We start from the raw sequence: 20183 nt of genomic DNA, 5'->3' as shown, positions 1-20183 counted from the left end.
CGGAGCGGGGGGCCGCGGCGTGCCAGGTGAACTTCAGATGATGCCGGCGTCGACGTCCCCGCCCGCACCCTGGATCCGCTCGGGCGACGAGCGAGTCAGGAGGGGTCGTCGGCCTCGGCGAACCAGAGCATGGTCTCGCCGTGCCTGCTGCTCTCGAGCCGACGCAGGCCCTGGGGCCAGGCGGGCTCCGGGCTGCGCGAGGATCGCTCGATCACCACGACGCCGCCGGGGCCGAGCTTGCCGCTCAGCAGGGACAGCACCTCGCTCAGCTCGGCCTCCCCCAGCGGGTAGGGCGGATCTGCGAGCACGAGATCCCAGGGACCCTCGTGGGCCGAGGCGTATCCGTGCACGGAGCCGCGCTCGCAGCGCACCCGCTGCGAGCCGAGGGCACGATTGACCGTCTCGGCATTGACCCTGCACACCGAGACGGCCCGCGGATGCTTCTCCACGAGCACGACCTCGCGCGCGCCGCGGCTGGCGCACTCGCAGCCCAGGGCCCCGGAGCCGGCGAAGAGGTCCAGGACGCGGGCGTCGTCGAGCATGCCCCAGGCGTCCAGGCGGGAGAACAGCGACTCCTTGACACGATCGGTCGTGGGCCGGGTACCGGTGCCGGGCACGGAGGCCAGTCGGGTGCCGCCGGCCGCTCCGGCGATGATGCGGGTCACGAGCGGATCAGCCCCTCTCCAGGTACTTCTCGGTGTCCTCGTCGAGCGCGGCGCGGATGGCCGCGAGCAGCTGCGGGTGCCGCTCGAGCCCGGGATCGGCCGTCAGCACGGCCTGGGCCTCGCGGCGGGCGCGCTCGATGACGCCGGCGTCATCGACGGCGCGCAGCAGCCGCAGGGTGGAGCGCCCGCCGGACTGGGCATCGCCCAGGATGTCGCCCTCGCGGCGCTGAGCCAGATCGGCCTGGGCGAGCTCGAAGCCGTCGGTCGTGGCCGCCACGGCCGCGATCCGCTCCCGCGAGGGATGCTCGGGATCGCGGCGGGTGACCAGCAGGCAGGTGGAGCGGTGCGCCCCGCGACCGATCCGCCCGCGCAGCTGGTGCAGCTGGGAGATGCCGAAGCGATCGGCGTCCACGATCACCATGAGCGTGGCATTGGGGACGTCGACGCCGACCTCGACCACGGTGGTGCAGATCAGCAGATCGATCTCCCCGGCGGCGAAGGCCTCCATGGTCTCGGTCTTCTGCGCGGCGTCCAGGCGCCCGTGCAGCACCGCGACCCTCGCCTGCTCCAGCTCGGGCGCCCGCTGCACGAGCAGCTCGAGCCAGGTGGTCGAGACCATGGCCTCGGCGGCCTTCTCATCGGCGGCCGAGCCGGCCAGGGAGAACGGCGGGACCTCGTCGTCCGCCCCGATCTTGGGCGCGACCATGTAGACCTGCCGTCCTGCGGCGATCTCCTCTGCGGCCCGGGCCATGATCCGCCGCTCCCAGGCCGGGTGCTCGAGCAGCCCGACCACGTGCGTGTCGATCGGCTGGCGTCCCGCGGGCAGCCCTTCGAGCACCGAGACGTCGAGGTCGCCGAAGACCGTCATGGCCACGGTGCGCGGGATGGGCGTGGCCGTCATGACGAGAAGGTGCGGGACCTCGTCGGCGCCGGTCTCGCGCAGGCGGTCGCGCTGCTGCACGCCGAAGCGATGCTGCTCATCGACCACCACCAGGCCCAGGCGCAGGAACTGCACCGTCTCCGAGAGCAGCGCGTGGGTGCCGATCACGATCCCGGCCTCGCCGGTGACGATCTCGAGCAGCGCCTGCTTGCGCGCGGCGGCGGGCATGGAGCCGGTCAGCAGCACCACACGGGTTCCCTGCGGATCGCCCTCCAGCGTCCCGGCCGCACCCAGCGGCCCCAGTGCACGCACGATCGAGGCGTGGTGCTGGGCGGCCAGGACCTCGGTGGGCGCGAGCAGTGCGGCCTGCGCCCCGGAGTCCACAGCCTGCAGCATGGCCCGCAGCGCCACGACGGTCTTGCCGGAGCCCACATCGCCCTGCAGCAGCCGGTTCATGGGGTGGACCTGCCCCAGATCCGCGGCGATCTGCTGCCCGACCTCCTGCTGCGAGGCGGTCAGCTCGAAGCCCAGCCGTCGTGCGAAGCCCTCCTGCAGCACGCCCTCCGCGCCGGTGAGCTCCGGAGCGCGGCGCTGGGCGACCGCCTGGCGCCGACGCAGCAGCGCAGCCTGGAGCACGAGCGCCTCGGTGTGGCGGAAGCGGGCCTTGGCGCGGTGCCACTCCTGCTCATCCGCCGGACGGTGCATGGCCTGATAGGCGCTGGCCAGATCCGAGTACCGGTGCTCCCGGGCGACCTCGAGCGGCAGCGGATCCGGGACGGTGGACCAGTCCACGGCGGCCAGGCACAGCTGCACGGCCTGAGCGATCCGATCGCTCGTGAGCTTGGCGACGGCCGGGTACACCGGCACGGGGCGACCAGCGCTGTCCAAGGCGTCGGCGGCATCGACGTCGTCGTCGGGATCCAGCGGCGCATAGTGCGGGTTGGCCATCGTCAGCTCGCCGCGATACTGCGAGACCTTGCCCGAGAACAGCGCGTGGGTCCCGCTGGTGAGGTCGCGCGAGGCGGTCCAGGCGTTGAAGAAGCTCAGCGTCATGGTGGCCCCGGTGGACTCCGCGAGCAGATCCGGCCCGGAGTCCGAGGAGCGGTCGGTGATCACGACCTCGGTGATCGAGCCGCTGCGCGAGCGCATCCGCCGGGTGGACACGCGCAGCACCTCGGCCACGAGCGTGGCGTGCTCATCCAGGCGCAGCTCGCTGAACGAGGTCAGCTCCCCTCGAGGAACCAGGCGGCGCGGGAAGTGCTCGAGCAGCTGGCCGATCGTGACGAGGCCCAGGTGCTTCTCGAAGGTCTTCGCCGAACTGGCCCCGAGGACCTCGGCCAGCGGGCGATCCAGATCCCCGCGGTCCACGGACGACGCTGGGGCCTCCGGTCCGGATGCCGAGCCCCGGCTCCCCTTCCGGGGGCTCATCAGTCCAGATCCGAGGGGTTGACGCGGCTCTGACGCCCCGAGCCCTCCGGGTCCAGCCCGGTGACGGCCACATTGCGCGGCGTGCCGTGGGCGCACAGGACATCCAGGGCGGCCTGCCGATCATCCACGTGGACGTGGACCCGCCAGCGCCACAGCTCTCCCTCGATCTGGGAGATCGGGGAGGTGATCACGGAGCGGCCGATCTCGGTGAGCTCGAAGCGCACGGAGGCGGCCTCCAGGGCGGTCAGCTCGACGGTGGCCACGACTTCCACGCCGGTCTCGGCCTCGCCGCCCGCCGCGCCGGCCTCCGCGGCTGCGCAGGCCGCCGCGGCCTCTCGCATGCTCTCGAGCAGCTGCTGGACCTGCACGCCGGTCTCCTGGCCGGTGGGCTCTGCGCTGTCGTCCGGGGCGCCGGCCCACAGCACGGGCCGCCCGGAGCCCTCGCCGGCGGCGGTGCGGCGCAGGGCGTCCAGGATGATGAGCATCCCCAGGGCGCCGGCGTCCACGCGCCCCGAGCCCTGCAGGGCCCCGAGCTCCTCGGTGGAGCCGAGCACGGCCTCCCGGGCCGCGGCGACCACGCGCTCCATGTGGTGCAGCAGCGTGCGCTTGGAGCCGGGCTCCTCGGCCTCCGGGACCTGCACCGCGGCGATGTCCCGGATCACCGAGAGCATGGTGCCCGGCACGGGATCGGTCAGGGCGGACCAGGAGCGCACCTCGCCCGAGGACAGGGCCTGGGCGAAGGCGTCTGCGGTGAGGCCGCGGCCCTCGAGCGAGGCGCCCACGGCGCACAGCCACACGGCGAACAGGGAACCGGAGTTGCCGCGGGCGTCATCCAGCGCGGCCTGGCCGGCGAGCGAGATGAGCTCGCCGACATCCGGGGTCTCGAGCACCTGGACGGCCTGAGCGGCGGTGCCGACGGTGGTCACGAGGTTGGCGCCGGTGTCCGAGTCGGCCACCGGGAAGACGTTGATCGCGTCCAGGATGTCGGCGCTGGCGCGCAGCTCACGGACGGCGAGGTCGAACCACCGCCGAACGGCCTCCGTGCCCGCTGTGCTGCGCTCGTTCAAAGTGGTCCCATCCTCCGCTGCGGCTCCCGCCGATCAGCTGGTTCGCGTCATCGCCCGCCACGCTCACGCCCCAGCCGCCGACGGGCTCCTGGGGCTGCGCGCGTCCGGGAGGACCGGCTGCTGGTCCGCCGGAGGGAGCTCCCGGAAGGCGCACAGAGCCTATCGCACGGACTCCCTCGGGCACCTGGGCATCCGCCGGGAGACAGACGAGCAGACCGTGGTCCTCCCCGCCTGCGAGCACCCAGTCCAGGGGGTCTGCACCCAGCAGCTCGGCCGCCGGCCGCAGGGGCTCGGCAAGCTCCTGCAGGGACTGGGGATCCAGCTCCAGGTGCACACCGGAGGCCGAGGCGATCCGTCCGCCGTCGCGCACGAGGCCGTCGGAGACGTCGATCATGGCGGTGGCCCCTGCCTGCGCCAGCCGCGCGCCTGCCGGGACGGGGCTCACGGGCCGCAGCTGCCAGCCGGCGATCTCATCCAGGACGGCATCCTCCCCGGGGCGGTAGTCGCTCGAGCGCAGCAGCGCCAAGCCGGCCGCCGCGCGCCCGACTGTCCCGGCCAGCACAAGACGCTGCCCCGGCGCGGCTCCCGAGCGGCGCACGGGCTCGCGGCCCTGCAGATCCCCGGTCACCGTCACGGTCACGGAGATCTGCTCGCCCCCGCCCAGATCACCTCCAGCCACCGACAGCTGCGGTGCCCCGCAGGCCTGGATCCCGCCGCGCAGCCCGCGGGCGAAGTCCAGGACCCACTGGCACGGAGTCTGCGCCGGGAGGGTCAGGGACACGACCATGGATGACGGCACCGCCCCCATGGCCGCGGCATCCGCCAGGTTCTGCGCGGCGGCCTTGGCACCGGTGTCCGCACCGCCGGTCCGTGCGCCGCTGGGCCACACCGAGAGGAAGTCCTGGCCCTCGACCTGGGTGTCTGTGGTGATCACGAAGCGCCCGTCCGGGGCGGCGATCACCGCGCAGTCATCACCAGGGCCCAGCTGCAGGTACGGCGAGTCCTCGCCCTGCAGCAGCGGCAGGAAGGCGGAGAGCAGCTCCGATTCGGAGGTCTCCCCCACGCTGCGGCCGGCGAGAGCCTCCGAAGCCGTGGACGGCTCGGCGGAAGCCTCCGCCGAGCCGTCCACGGCCGCTGCGCGAGCAGTCCCAGGCCCCTGGCCTCGCAGCGTCGAGCCGCCCGTGCTGTCCTGCCTGGTCATCTGCGCCGCCTCTCGGTTCATCGGGGCTCACGCTAGCCACCTGGGCGGACAGCACAGCCGCTCGCTGCGCCCAGAGGGCGTGCGTGCCGGCGGTCCCGTGCGTCGGTTCTGCGCGATTCGAGGCCCGCTGGAGCCGGGCGATAGGATCCGGGCCATGCGCTCCGGTCCGAATCCCCTGCTCCCCCTCCGCGCTGCGGCTCTGACGGCCGCCGGCCTGGTCCTGCTCACGGGCTGCGGCTCGAGCACCGCGCAGGTCGAGGCTGCCGAGGACGCCGCGAATCCGGAGTGCGCGCCCGCCATGCTCGCCATGCCGGAGCAGATCAGCGGGCAGGACCAGCGCCAGACCTCGAGCCAGGGCACCACGGCCTACGGGGATCCCTCGGCGGCCGTGGTGCGCTGCGGGGTGACTCCCCCGGAGCCCACGACCGATCTGTGCACGCGCGTGAACGGCGTGGACTGGCTGATCCGCGATCTCGAGTCCGACAACCAGTGGCAGGCCACGACCTACGGGCGCGACCCCGCCTTCGAGATCACCTTCGACACCACGGTCGTGCCGTCCTCGACCGCTCTGGTCGATCTGGGCAGCGCGGTCTCGACCGTGCCGCAGGACTCCGAGTGCCTCTCCGTGGACGAGGTCCCGCAGACCTGAGCCGGGCTCAGCGCAGCCCGATCGGCCGCTCGAGGGCCAGGCGCAGCAGCTCGTCGAGCAGGGCGTCGTAGGGCAGGCCGGAGGCCTCCCACAGCCGCGGGTACATGGAGATCGAGGTGAATCCCGGCATGGTGTTGACCTCGTTGATGAGGGCGCGGCCGTCGTCGGTCAGGAAGAAGTCGGCGCGCGAGAGCCCCTCGCCGTCGACGGCCTCGAAGGCCCGGGCGGCGTCCGCGCGGATGCGCTCGGCGGTCGCCTCCGGGACCTCGGCCGGGCAGCTGAGCTGCGCGGAGTCCTGCGCGACGTACTTGGCCTCGAAGTCGTAGAACGAATGCTCGTCCACCACGACGATCTCCCCGAGCAGCGAGACGCGCGGAGCGTCCTGCCCGTGGCCCTGCAGCACCGCGCACTCGATCTCGCGCCCGGAGATCCCGGCCTCCACGACCACCTTGCGGTCGAAGGACCGGGCCTCCTCCACCGCGGCGGTGACAGCCGAACGATCGCTCGGGTCATCCACCCGGGTGATGCCGAACGACGATCCGGCTCGGGCGGGCTTCACGAAGACGGGCGCCGCCAGCTGAGCGATCTCGTCCAGGACCGCCTCCGGCTCGCTGCGCCAGCGCCGGTCCTTGGCCACGATGTACGGCCCGACCTCCAGCCCGGCCGACTCGAAGGCGACCTTCATGAAGTGCTTGTCCATGCCCACGGCCGAGGACGTCACCCCGCAGCCGACGTAGCGCATGTCGGCGAGCTCGAGCATCCCCTGAAGGGTGCCGTCCTCGCCGTAGGGGCCGTGCAGCAGCGGCAGCACGACGTCGATATGCTCGCGGCGCTCCTGGGCCGGGCCCTCGCCGGAGATGTCGCGGATCAGCAGCTCGGTGTCGCCGGAGCCCATGGGCAGCGAGACCATCTGCTCGCCGACCGGCAGCTCGGTGATGGGGTTCTCGTCGAGCAGCGCCTCGAGCTCGTCCTGCGAGAAGAGGAACCACTCGCCCGTGCGCGCGATCCCCACGGTCACCATGTCCCAGTGCTCGCGGTCGATCGCCCCGAGCACGCCCCGGGCGGTGACCAGCGAGATGCTGTGCTCGGAGGAGCGCCCGCCGAACAGGATCGCCACACGGGGGCGGGACGACGGGGCTGCGGTCTGCGGTTCAGCGGCTGCGGGATCGATGGTGCTCATGCGGTGGTTGCCTCCGCTTTCAGTTCGCGGCCCAGCAGCAGCGGGGCGAGGTGTTCGACGGTGATGCGACCGTCCAGGATAGCCACGACGGCCTCGGTGATCGGCATGTCGACCCCGTGCGCCCGCGCGAGCTGCAGCACAGCAGGCGCGGACTTCAGGCCCTCGGCGGTCTGCGTCATCTCGCGGTCGATCTGCTCGAGCGTGCGGCCCTGTCCCAGCAGGCGCCCGGCCGTCCGGTTGCGCGACAGCGGCGATGAGCAGGTGGCCACCAGATCGCCGATCCCGGCCAGCCCAGCCATGGTCTCGCTGCGAGCCCCGAGCGCCAGGGCCAGCCGGGTGGACTCCGCCAGCCCGCGGGTGATCACGGAGGCCTTGGAGTTGTCGCCGTAGTGGCGGCCGTCGCAGATGCCCACGGACAAGGCGATCACGTTCTTGGTCAGTCCGGCGATCTCCGTGCCCACGGCATCGGTGTTCGTGTACGGGCGGAAGTAGGGCGCGGCCACGGCGCGGGCCACATCGGCGGCCAGCTGCGGATCGGCTGCCGCCACCACCGAGGCGGTGGGCTGCTCGTCGGCGATCTCCATGGCCAGATTCGGGCCCGAGACGACGCACAGCCGCCGGCTCCAGCCCTCGCGCTCGCGCCCGCCCAGCGGGTGGCCCTCCGGGCGCTGCTCGGCCAGGACCTCGGCCGCGACCTCGCTCATGCGCAGCCCCGTGCCCCTCTCGAGGCCCTTGGCCAGCGAGACCAGCACGGCCTCGTGCTCGAGGTGCTGCGCCACGGCAGCCATCTGCGCGCGCAGGGCCTGAGCGGGAACAGCCAGCACGACCAGGTCCGCCCCCTCCAGGGCCTGGGCCAGGTCCGCGGTGACCTGCAGCGGATCGGGCAGGTGCGTGCCGGGGACGTAGCGCTCGTTGACCCGGGTGCGGGCGATGCGGGACATCGCCTCTGCGTCCCGGCCCCACAGCACGACCTCGGGGGCCGGGCCCTCGCCGCTGAGCCCGGCGTCGGTGAGGATCTTGGCGAAGGTCGTTCCCCAGGATCCGGCGCCCAGCACGGCGGCCCGGCGCGGGCTCCACCTCGGCTCGGGGGCGCCCAGATCCTGCGCGGCGTCGCCGTCGCGGGTCAGCTGCTCGGAATGCTGCGTCATCGTCGTCCCCTGAGGCGTCGGTCCCATCGGGTGGGCGGAACGGGTTCGTCGCGCAGGACGGACAGCTCAGCGGCGATCGCGTCCAGGATGGCATCGGTGGCCTCAGCGGCCGCGGCGCGCGGCACGGCCGCAACCCTCTCGGCATCCGTGCGCCCAGTCTGCCCGGGCGCACGCGTGCTGCGGAAGCGGCTCAGGTCCACGGGCTCGCCCACGCGCACCCGCACCGGCCGCCGGGGACGGAGGCTCACGTGCACCCGCCACCGGCTGTCGCGGCCCAGGATCTGCTGGTCTCCCCAGTGGGCGATCGGGATCACGGGGACGTCGAGGCCCAGAGCCAGCCGCGCCGCACCGGGGTAGGCGTGCATGGGCCAGCGCAGCGGATCCCGGGTCAGCGTGCCCTCCGGATAGATCACGACGACCCCGCCGCGAGCCAGGTGGTCCTGGGCGTCGCTGAGGGCCTGGGCGGTGTCGCGAGTGCCCCGGTGCACGGGCACCTGCCCGATCCGCTGCAGCAGGAAGCCGAGCACGGGGATGCGGAACAGCGACTCCTTGGCCAGGAACCGGGGCGTGCGCCCGGCATCGACGACGCTGAGCCCCACCGTGATCGGGTCGATCTCGGTGACGTGGTTGGCCACGATCAGGCACGGGCCGTCGGACGGGATCCGCTCCAGATGCTCGACGCGGCGGCGGGCCAGCAGCCCGTAGGGCAGCCGCACGAGCCGCTGGAGGATCTGCAGCTCGAGATTGAGCTCGCTGCGTCGACCGGAGCGGCGGGTGCGGGCCATGTGCAGCTCCCTGCGGGTCGAGCGGATCAGCTGTTCGCGACGTCGAACGTGGCGCCCAGGGCCTCGAGCTTCGTGGTGAAGTGCTCGTAGCCGCGCTCGATCAGCTCGACGCCGGTCACATGGGAGACGCCCTCGGCGGACAGGGCCGCGATCAGGTGCGAGAAGCCGCCGCGCAGGTCCGGGACGTGGATGTCCTGGGCCCGCAGCTCGGTGCGTCCGGAGATGATCGCGGAGTGCACGTAGTTGGACTGGCCGAAGCGGCAGGGCGTGGAGCCCAGGCAGTCGCGGTGCAGCTGGATGTTGGCTCCCATGCGCTGCAGCGCGTGGGTGAAGCCGAAGCGGTTCTCGTAGACGGTCTCGTGCACGATCGACACGCCCTCGGCCTGCGTCAGCGCCACGACGAGCGGCTGCTGCCAGTCGGTCATGAAGCCGGGGTGGACATCCGTCTCCACGACGATCGGCTTGAGCGCCGTTCCCGGATGGGAGAAGCGGATGCCGTCCTCGCGGATGTCGAGATCGCCGCCGACCTTCCGGAAGGTGTTGAGGAACGTCATCATGTCCGCCTGCGTGGCGCCCTCGACGAAGATGTCTCCGCCGGTGGCCAGTGCGGCCGAGCCCCAGGAGGCCGCCTCGATGCGATCGGACATGGCGCTGTGGTTGTAGCCGGACAGCGATTCGACGCCCTCGATGTGGATCACGCGATCGGTCTGCACCGTGATGATCGCGCCCATCTTCTGCAGGATCGCGATCAGGTCCATGATCTCGGGCTCGGTCGCGGCGCCGCGCAGCTCGGTGCGCCCGCGAGCGCGCGTGGCGGAGAGCAGCACCTGCTCGGTGGCCCCCACCGACGGGTACGGCAGCTCGACCTTGGCGCCGTGCAGCCCGTTGGGGGCGGACATGCGGATGCCGGAGTCGAGCTTCTCGACCTTGGCGCCGAAGTGGCGCAGGACATCGAGGTGGTAGTTGATGGGGCGATCGCCGATCTTGCAGCCGCCCAGGTCGGGGATGAAGGCCTCGCCCAGGGTGTGCAGCAGCGGGCCGCACAGCAGGATCGGGATGCGGGAGTCGCCGGCGTGGGCATCGATGTCCGCGTGCTGGGCCCGGACCACGTTCGACGGGTCGAGGTGCAGCTTGCCCTGGCCGTCGTTGTCGACCGCCACTCCGTGCAGGGACAGCAGATCGGTGACGACCTGGACGTCTTTGATGTGCGGGACGTTGCGCAGCGTCGAGGGGGTGGCGCCCAGCAGCGCGGCCACCATGGCTTTGGGTACGAGGTTCTTGGCTCCCCGGACCTTGATCGTGCCCTGGAGCGGAACCCCGCCCGTGATGGTCAGTGCGCTGGACATGGTCTCCCGATCTGCCGTGAGCCCACGGCAATTGCTCGATGCGCGCAGCGATCGCGCTGCTTCGAGGGACCATCCTACGAGAGGACGGCCCCGCGTGTTCGCACTGCCCTCATGGGCGGTTCATCCGCCCAGGTCACGATCCGCCTCCTCGAGGGCCTCAGGTCCGAGCGGGGAGGGTCGTGGGCAGCCAGGCCGGGCGCTGGGCCTCGAACTCGCGGATCCGATCCTCGTGCTGCAGGGTCAGGCCGATGTCGTCGAGCCCCTCGGACAGCCGCCACGCGGTGTAGTCGTCGATCTGGAACGGCACGGTGACGCTGCCCACCGAGACGGTGCGCGCTGTGAGATCCACCGTGGTGGGGACCTCCGGCTCGGCCTCGATCTGCTTCCACAGCAGCTCCACGTCCGACTGCTCGACCTGGGCCGCCAGCAGCCCCTGCTTTCCCGAGTTGCCGCGGAAGATATCGGCGAAGCGCGGCGAGATCACGACCTTGAAGCCGTAGTCGCGCAGCGCCCACACGGCGTGCTCGCGCGAGGAGCCGGTGCCGAAGTCCGGACCGGCCACCAGGATGCTCGCGTCGCGGTAGGCGTCCTGGTTGAGCACGAAGTCGTCCTGGGTGCGCCACTGGGCGAACAGGGCGTCCTCGAAGCCCGTCTTGGTGATCCGCTTGAGGTAGACGGCGGGGATGATCTGGTCGGTGTCGACATTCGACTGGCGCAGCGGCGCTGCGATGCCGGTGTGGGTGCTGAACTTCTCCACGGGGTCCTCCTGGAGTGCTGCCGGGCTCGGCCCGGGCGGGTGCTGGACGTGTGCGAGGCTGGCGCTGGGCCCGATCAGACCGAGACGGGCTCGAGGTCGGACGGGGCCGAGAGCGTGCCGCGCACGGCCGTGGCGGCGGCGACGACGGGCGAGACCAGATGCGTGCGACCGCCCTTGCCCTGTCGACCCTCGAAGTTGCGGTTCGAGGTGGAGGCGCAGCGCTGCCCCGGGGCCAGCTGGTCCGGGTTCATTCCCAGGCACATGGAGCAGCCGGCGAAGCGCCAGTCCGCGCCGAAGTCCTTGAAGATCTGATCGAGGCCCTCCTCCTGGGCCTGCAGCCGGACCTTCTGGGAGCCGGGGACGACCATCATCTCGACGTTCGGGGCCTTGGTGCGGCCCCTGACGACCTCGGCCGCCAGGCGCAGGTCCTCGATGCGCGAGTTCGTGCACGAGCCCAGGAAGACCACATCCACGGGAACCTCCTTGAGCGGGGTGCCGGGAGTGAGGTCCATGTAGGTCAGGGCGCGCTGCGCCGCGGCCTTGGCGCTGTCGTCGGTGAAGTCCTCGGGATCCGGGACCTCCCCCGACAGCGAGACGCCCTGGCCCGGGTTGGTCCCCCAGGTCACGAACGGCTCGAGGGTGTCGGCATCGATCACGACCTCGGCGTCGAAGACGGCGTCGTCATCGGTGCGCAGGCTGCGCCAGTGCTCGACGGCCTGGTCCCACAGCTCCCCCTCGGGGGCGTGCGGACGGCCCTTGACGTAGTCGAACGTGGTCTCGTCCGGGGCGATCATGCCCGCGCGGGCGCCCGCCTCGATCGACATGTTGCAGATCGTCATGCGGGCCTCCATCGACAGCTCCTCGATGGCCGTGCCGCGGTACTCCAGGACGTAGCCCTGTCCGCCACCGGTGCCGATCTTCGCGATGACCGCCAGGATGATGTCCTTGGAGGAGACCCCCGGGCGCAGGTGGCCGTCGACCCGGATGGACATCGTCTTGAACGGTGTCAGCGGCAGGGTCTGCGTGGCCATGACGTGCTCGACCTCGGAGGTGCCGATGCCCATGGCCAGCGAGCCGAAGGCCCCGTGGGTGGAGGTGTGGGAGTCGCCGCACACGACGGTCATGCCCGGCATGGTCAGCCCCAGCTGGGGGCCCACCACATGGACGATGCCCTGCTCGTCATCGCCCAGAGGGTGCAGCCGGACGCCGAACTCCTCGGTGTTCGAGCGCAGGGCCTCGATCTGCTTGCGGGAGGTCTGATCGGCGATCGTCGAGAAGATGTCCTCGGTGGGCGTGTTGTGGTCCTCGGTGCCGATGGTGAGGTCCACGCGCCGCAGCGGCCGATCCGCCAGGCGCAGGCCCTCGAACGCCTGGGGCGAGGTGACCTCGTGGATCAGGTGGAGGTCGATGTAGAGCAGGTCCGGCTGCCCGTCCTCGCCGCGGCGCACGAGGTGCTGCTGCCAGACCTTCTCGGCCAGGGTGAGAGGCGCTGACTGGGTCTCAGTCGACATGGTGGTCCTTCCGCTGAAGAGCTCCGCGCCCGCCCGATCGGGGCGAGGCGGAAGAGGGCGGCCATGCGGCCGCCGGAGTCATGCACCCAGGATCGGCCCGCCGCGCGGATTCCGCCACATGATGGGAGGACATCTCGCATCCTGAGACGTAGTATCGCAACATGGACACTCCACGGGCCTCCGACCCCCTCCGCAGCACCTCCGCCGAGGCGGAGACCTCCTTCTCCCCCAGCGGAGTCGGGGTGATCGACAAGGCCTCCGGGATCCTCGATGCCCTCGAGGCCGGCCCCGCCTCACTGGCCCAGCTGGTCTCGGCCACCGGCTACTCGCGGCCCACCGTCCACCGGCTGGCCTCCGCCCTGGCGCATCACCGGCTGCTCGGCAAGGACATCCAGGGGAGGTTCGTGCTGGGCCCGCGCCTGGTCGAGCTCTCCTCGGCCGCCGGCGAGGACCGCCTGATCGCCGCGGCAGGCCCCACGCTCGTGCAGCTGCGCGATGCCACCGGCGAGTCCGCGCAGATCTTCAGGCGCCAGGGAGAATGGCGCGTCTGCGTGGCTTCCTCGGAACGCCCGATCGGCCTGCGCGACACCATCCCGGTCGGCACCCAGCTGTCCATGAAGGCGGGCTCGGCGGCCCAGGTGCTCATCGCCTGGGAGGATCACAGCCGCCTGCTCGAGGGCCTGCAGGGCGCCCGCTTCACGGCCACCATGCTCTCCGGAGTCCGACGCCGCGGCTGGTCCCAGTCCATCGGCGAGCGCGAGGCGGGCATCGCCTCGGTCTCCGCTCCGGTGCGCGGACCGTCCGGGCGCGTCATCGCCGCCGCGTCGATCTCGGGACCGATCGAGCGCCTGACCCGCCAGCCCGGACGGCTGCACGCCGAGACGGTCGTGGCGGCGGCGCGTCAGCTCACCCAGGCCATCCGCCCGGGACTCTGAGCCGACGGTCCGCGGGCTGCCGGCGCTGGGCCCTCAGCCCCTGGTGCGCACCAGGGCCTCGGTGAGGCGCTCCTGCCGGGACAGCTCCGCCTCGACCGGATCGATCACATGGGTCTGGGCCGCGTCGGCGATCTGCTCGCGCAGCCTGCGCCGTACGCGCGCCCGTCGTCGGGAGGCCGACAGCCGCGCCAGGGCGGCCGAGAGCACCCCGAAGACCAGCCCGGCCACCAGGCCGGTGACCACCAGCAGCGTGGGCACCGGGATGCCGGTGTCCCGGACCTCGGGTGCGCTCGGCACCGGGATCTGCAGGTAGTCCAGGGCGAACAGCCCGGTGAGCCAGAGCAGACCCGCCACGGCCATGAGCAGCAGCAGCCACTGCACGATGCCCATGGGAACCCACCACCAGGACCGCGCGCCGCGGCGCAGGTCCGTGCGGGCGAGAGCCTGGTCCAGGGCGTCGGGCAGCTGCTCGTCGTGCGATCGGGCCGCCTCGCGGATCGAGCGCTCCCAGGCAGGTGACGCGCCATGGGCGGCCTCCTGCGCGAAGCGGCGCACCGCGGTGTCCCCTGCGGCGCGCTGGGCGGAGCCCATGGGAGGCAGAGAGCTGCGGTGCAGCGACGGATCGGTCCCCTCCGCGGAACCCTGCTCAGCCCCCTGCAGGTGCAGGCGCTTGAGCGGATCCTTGCGGAAGGCTCCGAGCCACCGCACCGGCATCCATCCGGTGCGCCGTGAGGCGTGCAGGACATAGCTGCGGGAGGCCGCAGCGGCGATCCCGTCGGCCTGCGCCGCGGTCGCCAGGCCGTCCACGAGGGACTCGCGGGCGAACGGAGTGACGCCGTCGGGTCGTCCCGCGCCGTGGGAGGCCTCGAGCGCCTCGGCGGCGGATTCGACATCCCCAGACAGGCGCTCCGAGGAGGCGGCCTTGGCCTCGACGACCTCGGCGATCGCCTCCCGCAGCTGCCCGATGCCCGTGCCCCGGGCCGCCGAGGCTGCGATCGGCGCGGCGCGGCCGTCCGTGCGCAGCCCGTCCTGGGCCAGGACCTCGCGCAGCGACTCCAGCACGCGCGGCACCTCTCCGGTCGGGAGGCGGTCGGCCTGGTTGAGCACCACCAGGGTGGACGAGGCGTGGCGCGACAGCGGAGCGATGAAGTGGTCGTGCAGCACCGCATCCGCGTACTTCTGGGGGTCCACGACCCACACGACGACGTCGACCATTCCCGCAAGACGCGAGGCGATCTCCCGGTGCTCGCGGGCCACGGAGTCCACGTCCGGCAGATCGAGCAGGATCAGCCCCTCGGGCACGGGCGTCCACAGCCCCGCCGGTCCCTGGGACCACGGCTCGGCCGCCAGCTCCTCGAGGACGCGCCGGTCGCGGACCTCCAGCCAGTCCAGCAGCGGATCGGCTCCCGGCAGCCCGCCCAGCACGGCCATCGGCTCGGAGGTCGTGGGCCGCTGAACCGCGGCTCGAGCCACCTGACGGCCCAGCAGGGTGTTCAGCAGCGACGACTTCCCCGAGCCCGTGGCTCCGAAGAAGCCCACCACGGTGTGCTCGGCAGACAGAGCGCGCCGTCCTGCCGCCCGAGCCAGGGCGTCCTCGCCGAGCTGCAGCGCCTCCTCGTCCAGGCGCCCGCGGCCCAGGTCGACGGCCTCGCGCAGGGCGCTCAGGCGCTGATCCAGATCGGCGTGCGGATCGCGGCGGGTGCGCCGCCCCGGGAGCCTCACAGCGCCTCCCCCGCCGCGCGGACGGCAGCAGCCGCCTCCTTCAGCCGCGCGGGCTCCGGATCGGCGACCGCCTCCAGGCGCTGCCTCCACGGCTGCTCGAGCTGCTCCACGAACTCCTCCATCCTGCGCTCCAGGTCCTCACGTGCCTGCTGGGCCATCCGGCGCACGGCGTCCTCGCCGAACACCGCCTCCAGCAGCTTGGTGCCCACCACTCCGGAGGCTCCGGCGATCCCGACCTCCGCTCCCGTCAGCCCCGCCGACATGGAGAACACGACCACCATCAGCCCGACCGTGACGATGTTCAGCCCGATCGACATCAGCCGAGCCTGGGTGCGCTTGCCCGCGCCCTCGCTCCGGATCATCGTCATGATCTCGCCCTGCCAGGCCCGGATCACCTCGGCGGAGCGCTCGGGGACGTCGTCGGGCAGTCGCCCCAGGTCATCTCCGCCGAGCAGCCCGCGCCCGGCGGCGTCCGCGCGCCACCGGCGCTGGGACTGCTCGCCGGCCTTGGCCAGCTCCTCGATGATCACGGCCTGCAGCCCGGTCTCCAGGGCCTGCTCGACCTGGACCTCCGGCGCAGGCCTGCCGCGCAGTGCCGCTCCGGCTCGATCGCGCCAGCGCCCGATCCTGGCCTCCAGCGAGCGGAAGAACTCGCCGGTGCCCACGTAGTCCTGCCAGCGGGAGAGCACCTCATCGCGCAGCAGGGAGCCGTCGCGCGTGGCGTCGTCGATCGCCTCCAGGGCCCGGCGGTAGGCCTCCTCGACGTCCGAGCGAAGCTGGTCGGCAACCTCCTTCTGCGCGGCCACCGCGTCGGCGACGTCGTCGGTGCGATCAGCCAGCTGCTCGAGCGCACCTCCGAGCGTCCGACGAGCGACCTCGGAGCGGGCCTGGGCATCGGCGGCCAGGTCGCTGAGCCACATGCGCAGCGGATCCACGGCCGCGACCGGCAGCATCTGGGCGGCGTTGAGCGGGGACTCGGGGATCACGAAGATCGGCGCCTCCCCCAGGCCCTTCTCCGTGAGCATGCGCCGCAGGTCCGGCTCGATCTCCTCGGCCGCCCCTGCCGGCACGCGGTCCAGGATCACGGCGACGGTGATCTGGCGGCGGCCGGCCTCAATGAGCAGGTCCCAGGCGGCTGCGTCGGCGTAGCGGTTCGCGGTCGTGGTGAACAGCCAGAGGTCGGCGGCTGCCAGCAGCTGCCCGGCCAGCTTCCGGTTCTCTTCAGAGATCGAGTCGATGTCCGGGGCGTCCAGCAGGGCGATGCCGCGATCCGCGCCCTCGTCGGCGAGCAGCACGAGACTCGTCCCCGCTGCTGCGGTCTCGGGCGCACCGAGCTCCCCGCCTGAGTCCTCCGTGCGCGCCAGCCTGCCTCGCACGCGGGCCAGGTGCGGCAGCACACGGGTGCCCTCGAAGGCCGCCGCGTCGTCGGGGTGGTGGATCAGCATGGGCTGGCGGGTCGTCGGGCGCACCACGCCCGCCCGGGTGACGGGGCGGCCGATCAGGGCATTGACCACGGTCGACTTCCCTGCCCCGGTCGAGCCGCCCACGACCGCCAGCAGCGGGGCGTCGAGGTGGCGCACGCGGGGCAGGACGTAGTCGTCGATCTGCTCGAGGCTGCGTCGGGCGGCGTCGCGTCCGGGCCGCGCGTCCGGAGTGTCCAAGGGCAGGCTGACCTGGGACAGGACCGTGCGCAGCTCGTCGACGGCCTCGGCGGGGGTGCGGCCGTTCGCGGAAGGATCTGGGGCGGTGCTCACGGTGGACCATCATGCCGCACCCTCCCCCGGCAGCGCTTCAGCCCCGCGCCGAAGCCGCCCGGCGCAGGCCGGCAGCCGATTGGTGACACATGCGCACCCCATCAGCGCTGATCGGATGCGCATCTGCCACGAACCCGCAGTGCACGGGTTCAGGAGCCCGCAGCGGCGTCAGAGGTCCGTGGACAGGAAGGCGTGTGCAGGATGGACCCGGAGTCCCGGCGCGCGAGAGCGCGACGCAGACATGGAAGAAGCCCCGGACCAGATGGTCCGGGGCTTCGCCTCGGTGTGACCCCAACCGGATTCGAACCGGTGTTGCCGCCGTGAGAGGGCGGAGTACTAGGCCGCTATACGATGGGGCCGAGGTGCTCGCAGTGCGAGCGGATTCCCGATCCGAGGATCGGGGCGCGCGACCGACGACGTGCGTCGGTGGTCTCGTGAACAGCTGCGCCGCACCCGAAGATGCGACGCAGCTGTCAGCGGAAGTGACCCCAACCGGATTCGAACCGGTGTTGCCGCCGTGAGAGGGCGGAGTACTAGGCCGCTATACGATGGGGCCGCTGGGGTACCAGGACTCGAACCTAGAATGACGGTACCAGAAACCGTAGTGTTGCCGATTACACCATACCCCACTGTCAGCGCAAGTCCTCGACGTGAACCTCTCGGTCCGCCTCGCATTCCTGCGCGCAACAGGCTGAAACTATACCCAAGGCCGACCGCCTCAGCAAATCCATCCGACGGCCGGGCCTCGGGCGATCTCAGCCCAGTCGAGCGGCCAGTGCGTCGATGCGTGCCAGCGCCGCGTCCTTCCCCAGGATCTCCAGCGACTCGAACAGCGGCGGCGAGACCTGGCGCCCGGAGACGGCCACTCGCACCGGGCCGAAGGCCAGCCGCGGCTTGATCTCCAGCCCGTCCACGATCGCCTCGCGCAGGGCGGTCTCGATCGGCTCGGCCGTGAAGTCGTCCAGATCGGCCAGCGCCGTGCGGGCTGCGGCCAGCACCTGCGGCGCCGACTCCTTGAGCTTGGACACGGCGGTCTCGTCATGGACGAGCTCGGCGTCGTCGACGAACAGGAAGCCCAGCAGGGCGACCGACTCGCCCAGCAGGTCCATGCGGGTCTGCACGAGCGGAGCGGCCTCGTCCAGGATCTGCTCCTGGCGCTGCGTCAGGGTCTCGCCGAGCACTCCCCCGGCCTGCAGGTACGGCACCAGGCGGTCGCGGAAGTCCTGCGGCTCCAGCATGCGGATGTGATCCGCATTGATCGCCGTGGCCTTCTTGACGTCGAAGCGCGCGGGATTGGCCAGGACGTCGTGGATGTCGAAGGCCTCGATGAACTGCTGCGTGGTGAACACGTCCTCATCCGCGGACAGCGACCAGCCCAGCAGCCCCAGGTAGTTCAGCAGCCCCTCCGGGATGAAGCCGGCGTCGCGGTGAAGGAAGAGGTTGGACTCCGGATCGCGCTTCGACAGCTTCTTGTTGCCCTCTCCCATCACGTAGGGGAGGTGGCCGAACTCGGGGATCCGCTCGGCGACGCCCACGCGCACCAGGGCGTCGTACAGCGCGATCTGGCGCGGGGTCGACGAGAGCAGATCCTCTCCGCGCAGCACGTGGGTGATGCCCATGAGGGCGTCGTCGACCGGGTTGACCAGGGTGTACAGCGGCTGGCCGTTGGCGCGCACCACCACGAAGTCCGGCACGGAGCCGGCGCCGAAGGTGATCTCGCCGCGGACCAGGTCGGTGAAGGTGATGTCCTCGTCCGGCATGCGCAGGCGCAGCACGGGCTCGCGGCCCTCGGCGCGGAAGGCTGCGATCTGCTCGTCGGTGAGATCGCGGTCGAATCCGTCGTAGCCGAGCTTGGGGTCGCGCCCGGCCTCCCGGTGGCGGGCCTCGACCTCCTCCGGAGTGGAGAAGGACTCGTAGATCGCCCCGGCGTCCTTCAGCTTGGCGATCACGTCCTGGTACAGCTCGCCGCGCTGGGACTGGCGGTACGGCTCGTGGGGCCCGCCCACGCCGTAGCCCTCGTCCCAGTCGATGCCCAGCCACTGCAGGGCCTCGACGAGCTGGTCCAGGGACTCCTGCGAGTCGCGGCTGGCGTCGGTGTCCTCGATGCGGAAGATCAGCTTGCCGCCGGTGTGCCGGGCCCACGCCCAGTTGAACAGGGCGGTGCGCACCAGGCCCACATGCGGGGTTCCTGTGGGCGACGGGCAGAACCGGACGCGGATGTCCGAGCCGGTCGCGGCTGCGCTGGGGGTGATCTGTGCTTCGCCCTGTGGGGCGTCCGTGGATGCGTCAGTCATGATGACCCCAGTCTAGGCGCCGACGCCGCCTGGCTCAGCCCCGGGTCAGCGGCGCAGCACGGTGGCCAGGGTGCCGATGCCCTCGACCTCGACCTCGATCCGATCCCCCTCATCCACCTGGCCCACGCCCGCCGGGGTTCCGGTGAGGATGACGTCGCCGGGCAGCAGCGTGAACGCCGCGGAGGCGTAGGCGATGATCTCGGCGACCGAGAAGACCATCTGGGCGGTCGAGGAGTCCTGCTTGGTCTGCCCGTCCACGCGCGAGGCGATGCGCAGGTCCGAGGGGTCCAGCTCGGTCTCGATCCACGGGCCCAGCGGGCACGAGCCGTCGAAGCCCTTGGCGCGGGCCCACTGGCCGTCGGTCTCCTGGGCGTCGCGGGCGGTGAGGTCGTTGGCGGCGGTGTAGCCGAAGATGACCTCATCGGCCTTCTCCGCCGGGACGTCCTTGCAGATCCGGCCGATGACCACGGCCAGCTCGGCCTCGTAGGACACGCGCTCGGTCCACGACGGCAGCGTGACGGGGTCGCCGGGGCCCACCACGGAGGTGTTCGGCTTGAAGAACAGCATGGGGCTGGTAGGCAGCTCGTTGCCCATCTCCGCGGCGTGGTCGGCGTAGTTGCGCCCCACGCACACGATCTTGGAGCGCGGGATCACGGGAGCCAGCAGGCGGACGTCCTGCGCCTTCCACGACGCGCCCTCGATCGGCTGGATGCCGTTGTAGAAGGGGTCGCCGGCGATGGGGACCACGACCTGGTCCTCCCCCTCGCCCTGGACGACGCCGTAGTGGATCTCGTTCTCGACGGTGAATCGGCTGATGCGCATGCTCTCAGCCTAAGCCCCGCCCCCGACGCGGCAGCGCCC

At 71.9% G+C, this 20183-nt stretch carries 16 protein-coding genes and 3 tRNA genes; 2 read left to right on the top strand and 17 right to left on the bottom strand.

Translation table 11 applies throughout. The annotated features are described in order from the left end of the window. Window positions 1–95 precede the first annotated feature (95 nt). Genes rsmD through thiL form a run of 4 tightly spaced genes read right to left on the bottom strand, consistent with a single transcriptional unit; the run spans window position 96 to window position 5241 of the window. On the bottom strand, window positions 96–665 hold the full coding sequence (gene rsmD / locus QSJ40_RS05970; protein WP_006215057.1) for a 16S rRNA (guanine(966)-N(2))-methyltransferase RsmD: 570 nt from the start codon (window positions 663–665) through the stop codon (window positions 96–98). A gap of 7 nt (window positions 666–672) precedes the next feature. Next, the gene (locus QSJ40_RS05965; protein ID WP_081609530.1) at window positions 673–2973 is read right to left on the bottom strand and encodes an ATP-dependent DNA helicase RecG; all 2301 of its coding nucleotides are present in this window, start codon (window positions 2971–2973) and stop codon (window positions 673–675) included. Further along, on the bottom strand, window positions 2973–4040 hold the full coding sequence (locus tag QSJ40_RS05960) for a DAK2 domain-containing protein (protein WP_051990474.1): 1068 nt from the start codon (window positions 4038–4040) through the stop codon (window positions 2973–2975). Before QSJ40_RS05960 ends, QSJ40_RS05965 begins: the two co-directional genes overlap by 1 nt. Next, window positions 3976–5241, bottom strand: coding sequence for a thiamine-phosphate kinase (gene thiL, locus QSJ40_RS05955; protein ID WP_100244734.1), 1266 nt, complete (start codon window positions 5239–5241; stop codon window positions 3976–3978). The genes QSJ40_RS05960 and thiL overlap by 65 nt, the downstream gene beginning before the upstream one ends. A gap of 154 nt (window positions 5242–5395) precedes the next feature. Here thiL and QSJ40_RS05950 point away from each other — a divergent pair, with 154 nt between their 5' ends. After that, the gene (locus QSJ40_RS05950; protein ID WP_006215053.1) at window positions 5396–5890 is read left to right on the top strand and encodes a DUF3515 family protein; all 495 of its coding nucleotides are present in this window, start codon (window positions 5396–5398) and stop codon (window positions 5888–5890) included. Between the two features lie 7 nt (window positions 5891–5897). On the opposite strand, the gene QSJ40_RS05945 is transcribed toward QSJ40_RS05950, so the two are convergent. The 6 genes from QSJ40_RS05945 to leuC form a co-directional block, all read right to left on the bottom strand. After that, window positions 5898–7070 carry a D-alanine--D-alanine ligase family protein gene (locus QSJ40_RS05945; RefSeq protein WP_006215052.1) on the bottom strand — a complete coding sequence of 391 codons (1173 nt, stop codon included), beginning with the start codon at window positions 7068–7070 and terminating at the stop codon, window positions 5898–5900. Next, on the bottom strand, window positions 7067–8218 hold the full coding sequence (locus QSJ40_RS05940; protein WP_006215051.1) for an NAD(P)H-dependent glycerol-3-phosphate dehydrogenase: 1152 nt from the start codon (window positions 8216–8218) through the stop codon (window positions 7067–7069). The genes QSJ40_RS05945 and QSJ40_RS05940 overlap by 4 nt, the downstream gene beginning before the upstream one ends. After that, window positions 8215–9003, bottom strand: a complete 789-nt coding sequence (locus QSJ40_RS05935) for a lysophospholipid acyltransferase family protein (protein WP_006215050.1) — start codon at window positions 9001–9003, stop codon at window positions 8215–8217. The genes QSJ40_RS05940 and QSJ40_RS05935 overlap by 4 nt, the downstream gene beginning before the upstream one ends. A 26-nt stretch (window positions 9004–9029) precedes the next feature. Then, window positions 9030–10349, bottom strand: a complete 1320-nt coding sequence (murA, locus tag QSJ40_RS05930) for a UDP-N-acetylglucosamine 1-carboxyvinyltransferase (protein ID WP_006215049.1) — start codon at window positions 10347–10349, stop codon at window positions 9030–9032. A 157-nt stretch (window positions 10350–10506) separates the two neighbouring features. After that, window positions 10507–11106, bottom strand: a complete 600-nt coding sequence (gene leuD / locus QSJ40_RS05925) for a 3-isopropylmalate dehydratase small subunit (protein WP_006215048.1) — start codon at window positions 11104–11106, stop codon at window positions 10507–10509. 74 nt (window positions 11107–11180) lie between these two features. Beyond that, entirely contained in the window at window positions 11181–12617 is a 1437-nt protein-coding gene (gene leuC / locus QSJ40_RS05920) for a 3-isopropylmalate dehydratase large subunit (RefSeq protein WP_006215047.1), read from the bottom strand. A gap of 161 nt (window positions 12618–12778) precedes the next feature. Between leuC and QSJ40_RS05915 the strand changes: the two genes are divergently transcribed. Next, the gene (locus QSJ40_RS05915) at window positions 12779–13552 is read left to right on the top strand and encodes an IclR family transcriptional regulator (protein WP_006215046.1); all 774 of its coding nucleotides are present in this window, start codon (window positions 12779–12781) and stop codon (window positions 13550–13552) included. Between the two features lie 33 nt (window positions 13553–13585). Here the strand turns inward: QSJ40_RS05915 and QSJ40_RS05910 are convergent, their stop codons facing one another. From QSJ40_RS05910 to QSJ40_RS05880, 7 genes are all read right to left on the bottom strand, one after another. Further along, on the bottom strand, window positions 13586–15274 hold the full coding sequence (locus QSJ40_RS05910; protein ID WP_006215045.1) for a GTPase: 1689 nt from the start codon (window positions 15272–15274) through the stop codon (window positions 13586–13588). Then, a complete protein-coding gene (locus QSJ40_RS05905; RefSeq protein WP_006215044.1) occupies window positions 15271–17028 on the bottom strand; it encodes a dynamin family protein in 1758 nt (585 codons plus the stop codon). Before QSJ40_RS05905 ends, QSJ40_RS05910 begins: the two co-directional genes overlap by 4 nt. A gap of 286 nt (window positions 17029–17314) precedes the next feature. Continuing rightward, window positions 17315–17387 (bottom strand) — tRNA-Glu (locus QSJ40_RS05900). A 124-nt stretch (window positions 17388–17511) separates the two neighbouring features. After that, window positions 17512–17584: transfer RNA gene (locus QSJ40_RS05895), tRNA-Glu, on the bottom strand. A gap of 1 nt (window position 17585) precedes the next feature. After that, window positions 17586–17657, bottom strand: a tRNA-Gln gene (locus tag QSJ40_RS05890). 126 nt (window positions 17658–17783) lie between these two features. Next, complete coding sequence (gltX, locus tag QSJ40_RS05885; RefSeq protein WP_040561230.1) at window positions 17784–19322, bottom strand: glutamate--tRNA ligase; 1539 nt, start codon at window positions 19320–19322, stop codon at window positions 17784–17786. 45 nt (window positions 19323–19367) lie between these two features. Next, window positions 19368–20144, bottom strand: a complete 777-nt coding sequence (locus QSJ40_RS05880) for a fumarylacetoacetate hydrolase family protein (protein ID WP_024290749.1) — start codon at window positions 20142–20144, stop codon at window positions 19368–19370. Between the last annotated feature and the right edge of the window lie 39 nt (window positions 20145–20183).

This window comes from Kocuria sp. NBRC 114282, assembly GCF_030268385.1.
GTDB classification, from domain to species: domain Bacteria; phylum Actinomycetota; class Actinomycetes; order Actinomycetales; family Micrococcaceae; genus Kocuria; species Kocuria palustris.
Note: the sequence above shows the minus strand (reverse complement) of the source record. Positions and strands in the feature narration are given on the sequence as shown.

What these genes read in the sequence shown, in the direction of transcription:
- QSJ40_RS05965 (WP_081609530.1), bottom strand. Translation starts at nt 2,973, where the DNA reads ATGAGCCCCCGGAAGGGGAGCCGGGGCTCGGCATCCGGACCGGAGGCC.
- thiL (WP_100244734.1), bottom strand. Translation starts at nt 5,241, where the DNA reads ATGACCAGGCAGGACAGCACGGGCGGCTCGACGCTGCGAGGCCAGGGG.
- QSJ40_RS05950 (WP_006215053.1), top strand. Translation starts at nt 5,396, where the DNA reads ATGCGCTCCGGTCCGAATCCCCTGCTCCCCCTCCGCGCTGCGGCTCTG.
- QSJ40_RS05945 (WP_006215052.1), bottom strand. Translation starts at nt 7,070, where the DNA reads ATGAGCACCATCGATCCCGCAGCCGCTGAACCGCAGACCGCAGCCCCG.
- QSJ40_RS05940 (WP_006215051.1), bottom strand. Translation starts at nt 8,218, where the DNA reads ATGACGCAGCATTCCGAGCAGCTGACCCGCGACGGCGACGCCGCGCAG.
- QSJ40_RS05935 (WP_006215050.1), bottom strand. Translation starts at nt 9,003, where the DNA reads ATGGCCCGCACCCGCCGCTCCGGTCGACGCAGCGAGCTCAATCTCGAG.
- murA (WP_006215049.1), bottom strand. Translation starts at nt 10,349, where the DNA reads ATGTCCAGCGCACTGACCATCACGGGCGGGGTTCCGCTCCAGGGCACG.
- leuC (WP_006215047.1), bottom strand. Translation starts at nt 12,617, where the DNA reads ATGTCGACTGAGACCCAGTCAGCGCCTCTCACCCTGGCCGAGAAGGTC.
- QSJ40_RS05915 (WP_006215046.1), top strand. Translation starts at nt 12,779, where the DNA reads ATGGACACTCCACGGGCCTCCGACCCCCTCCGCAGCACCTCCGCCGAG.
- gltX (WP_040561230.1), bottom strand. Translation starts at nt 19,322, where the DNA reads ATGACTGACGCATCCACGGACGCCCCACAGGGCGAAGCACAGATCACC.
- QSJ40_RS05880 (WP_024290749.1), bottom strand. Translation starts at nt 20,144, where the DNA reads ATGCGCATCAGCCGATTCACCGTCGAGAACGAGATCCACTACGGCGTC.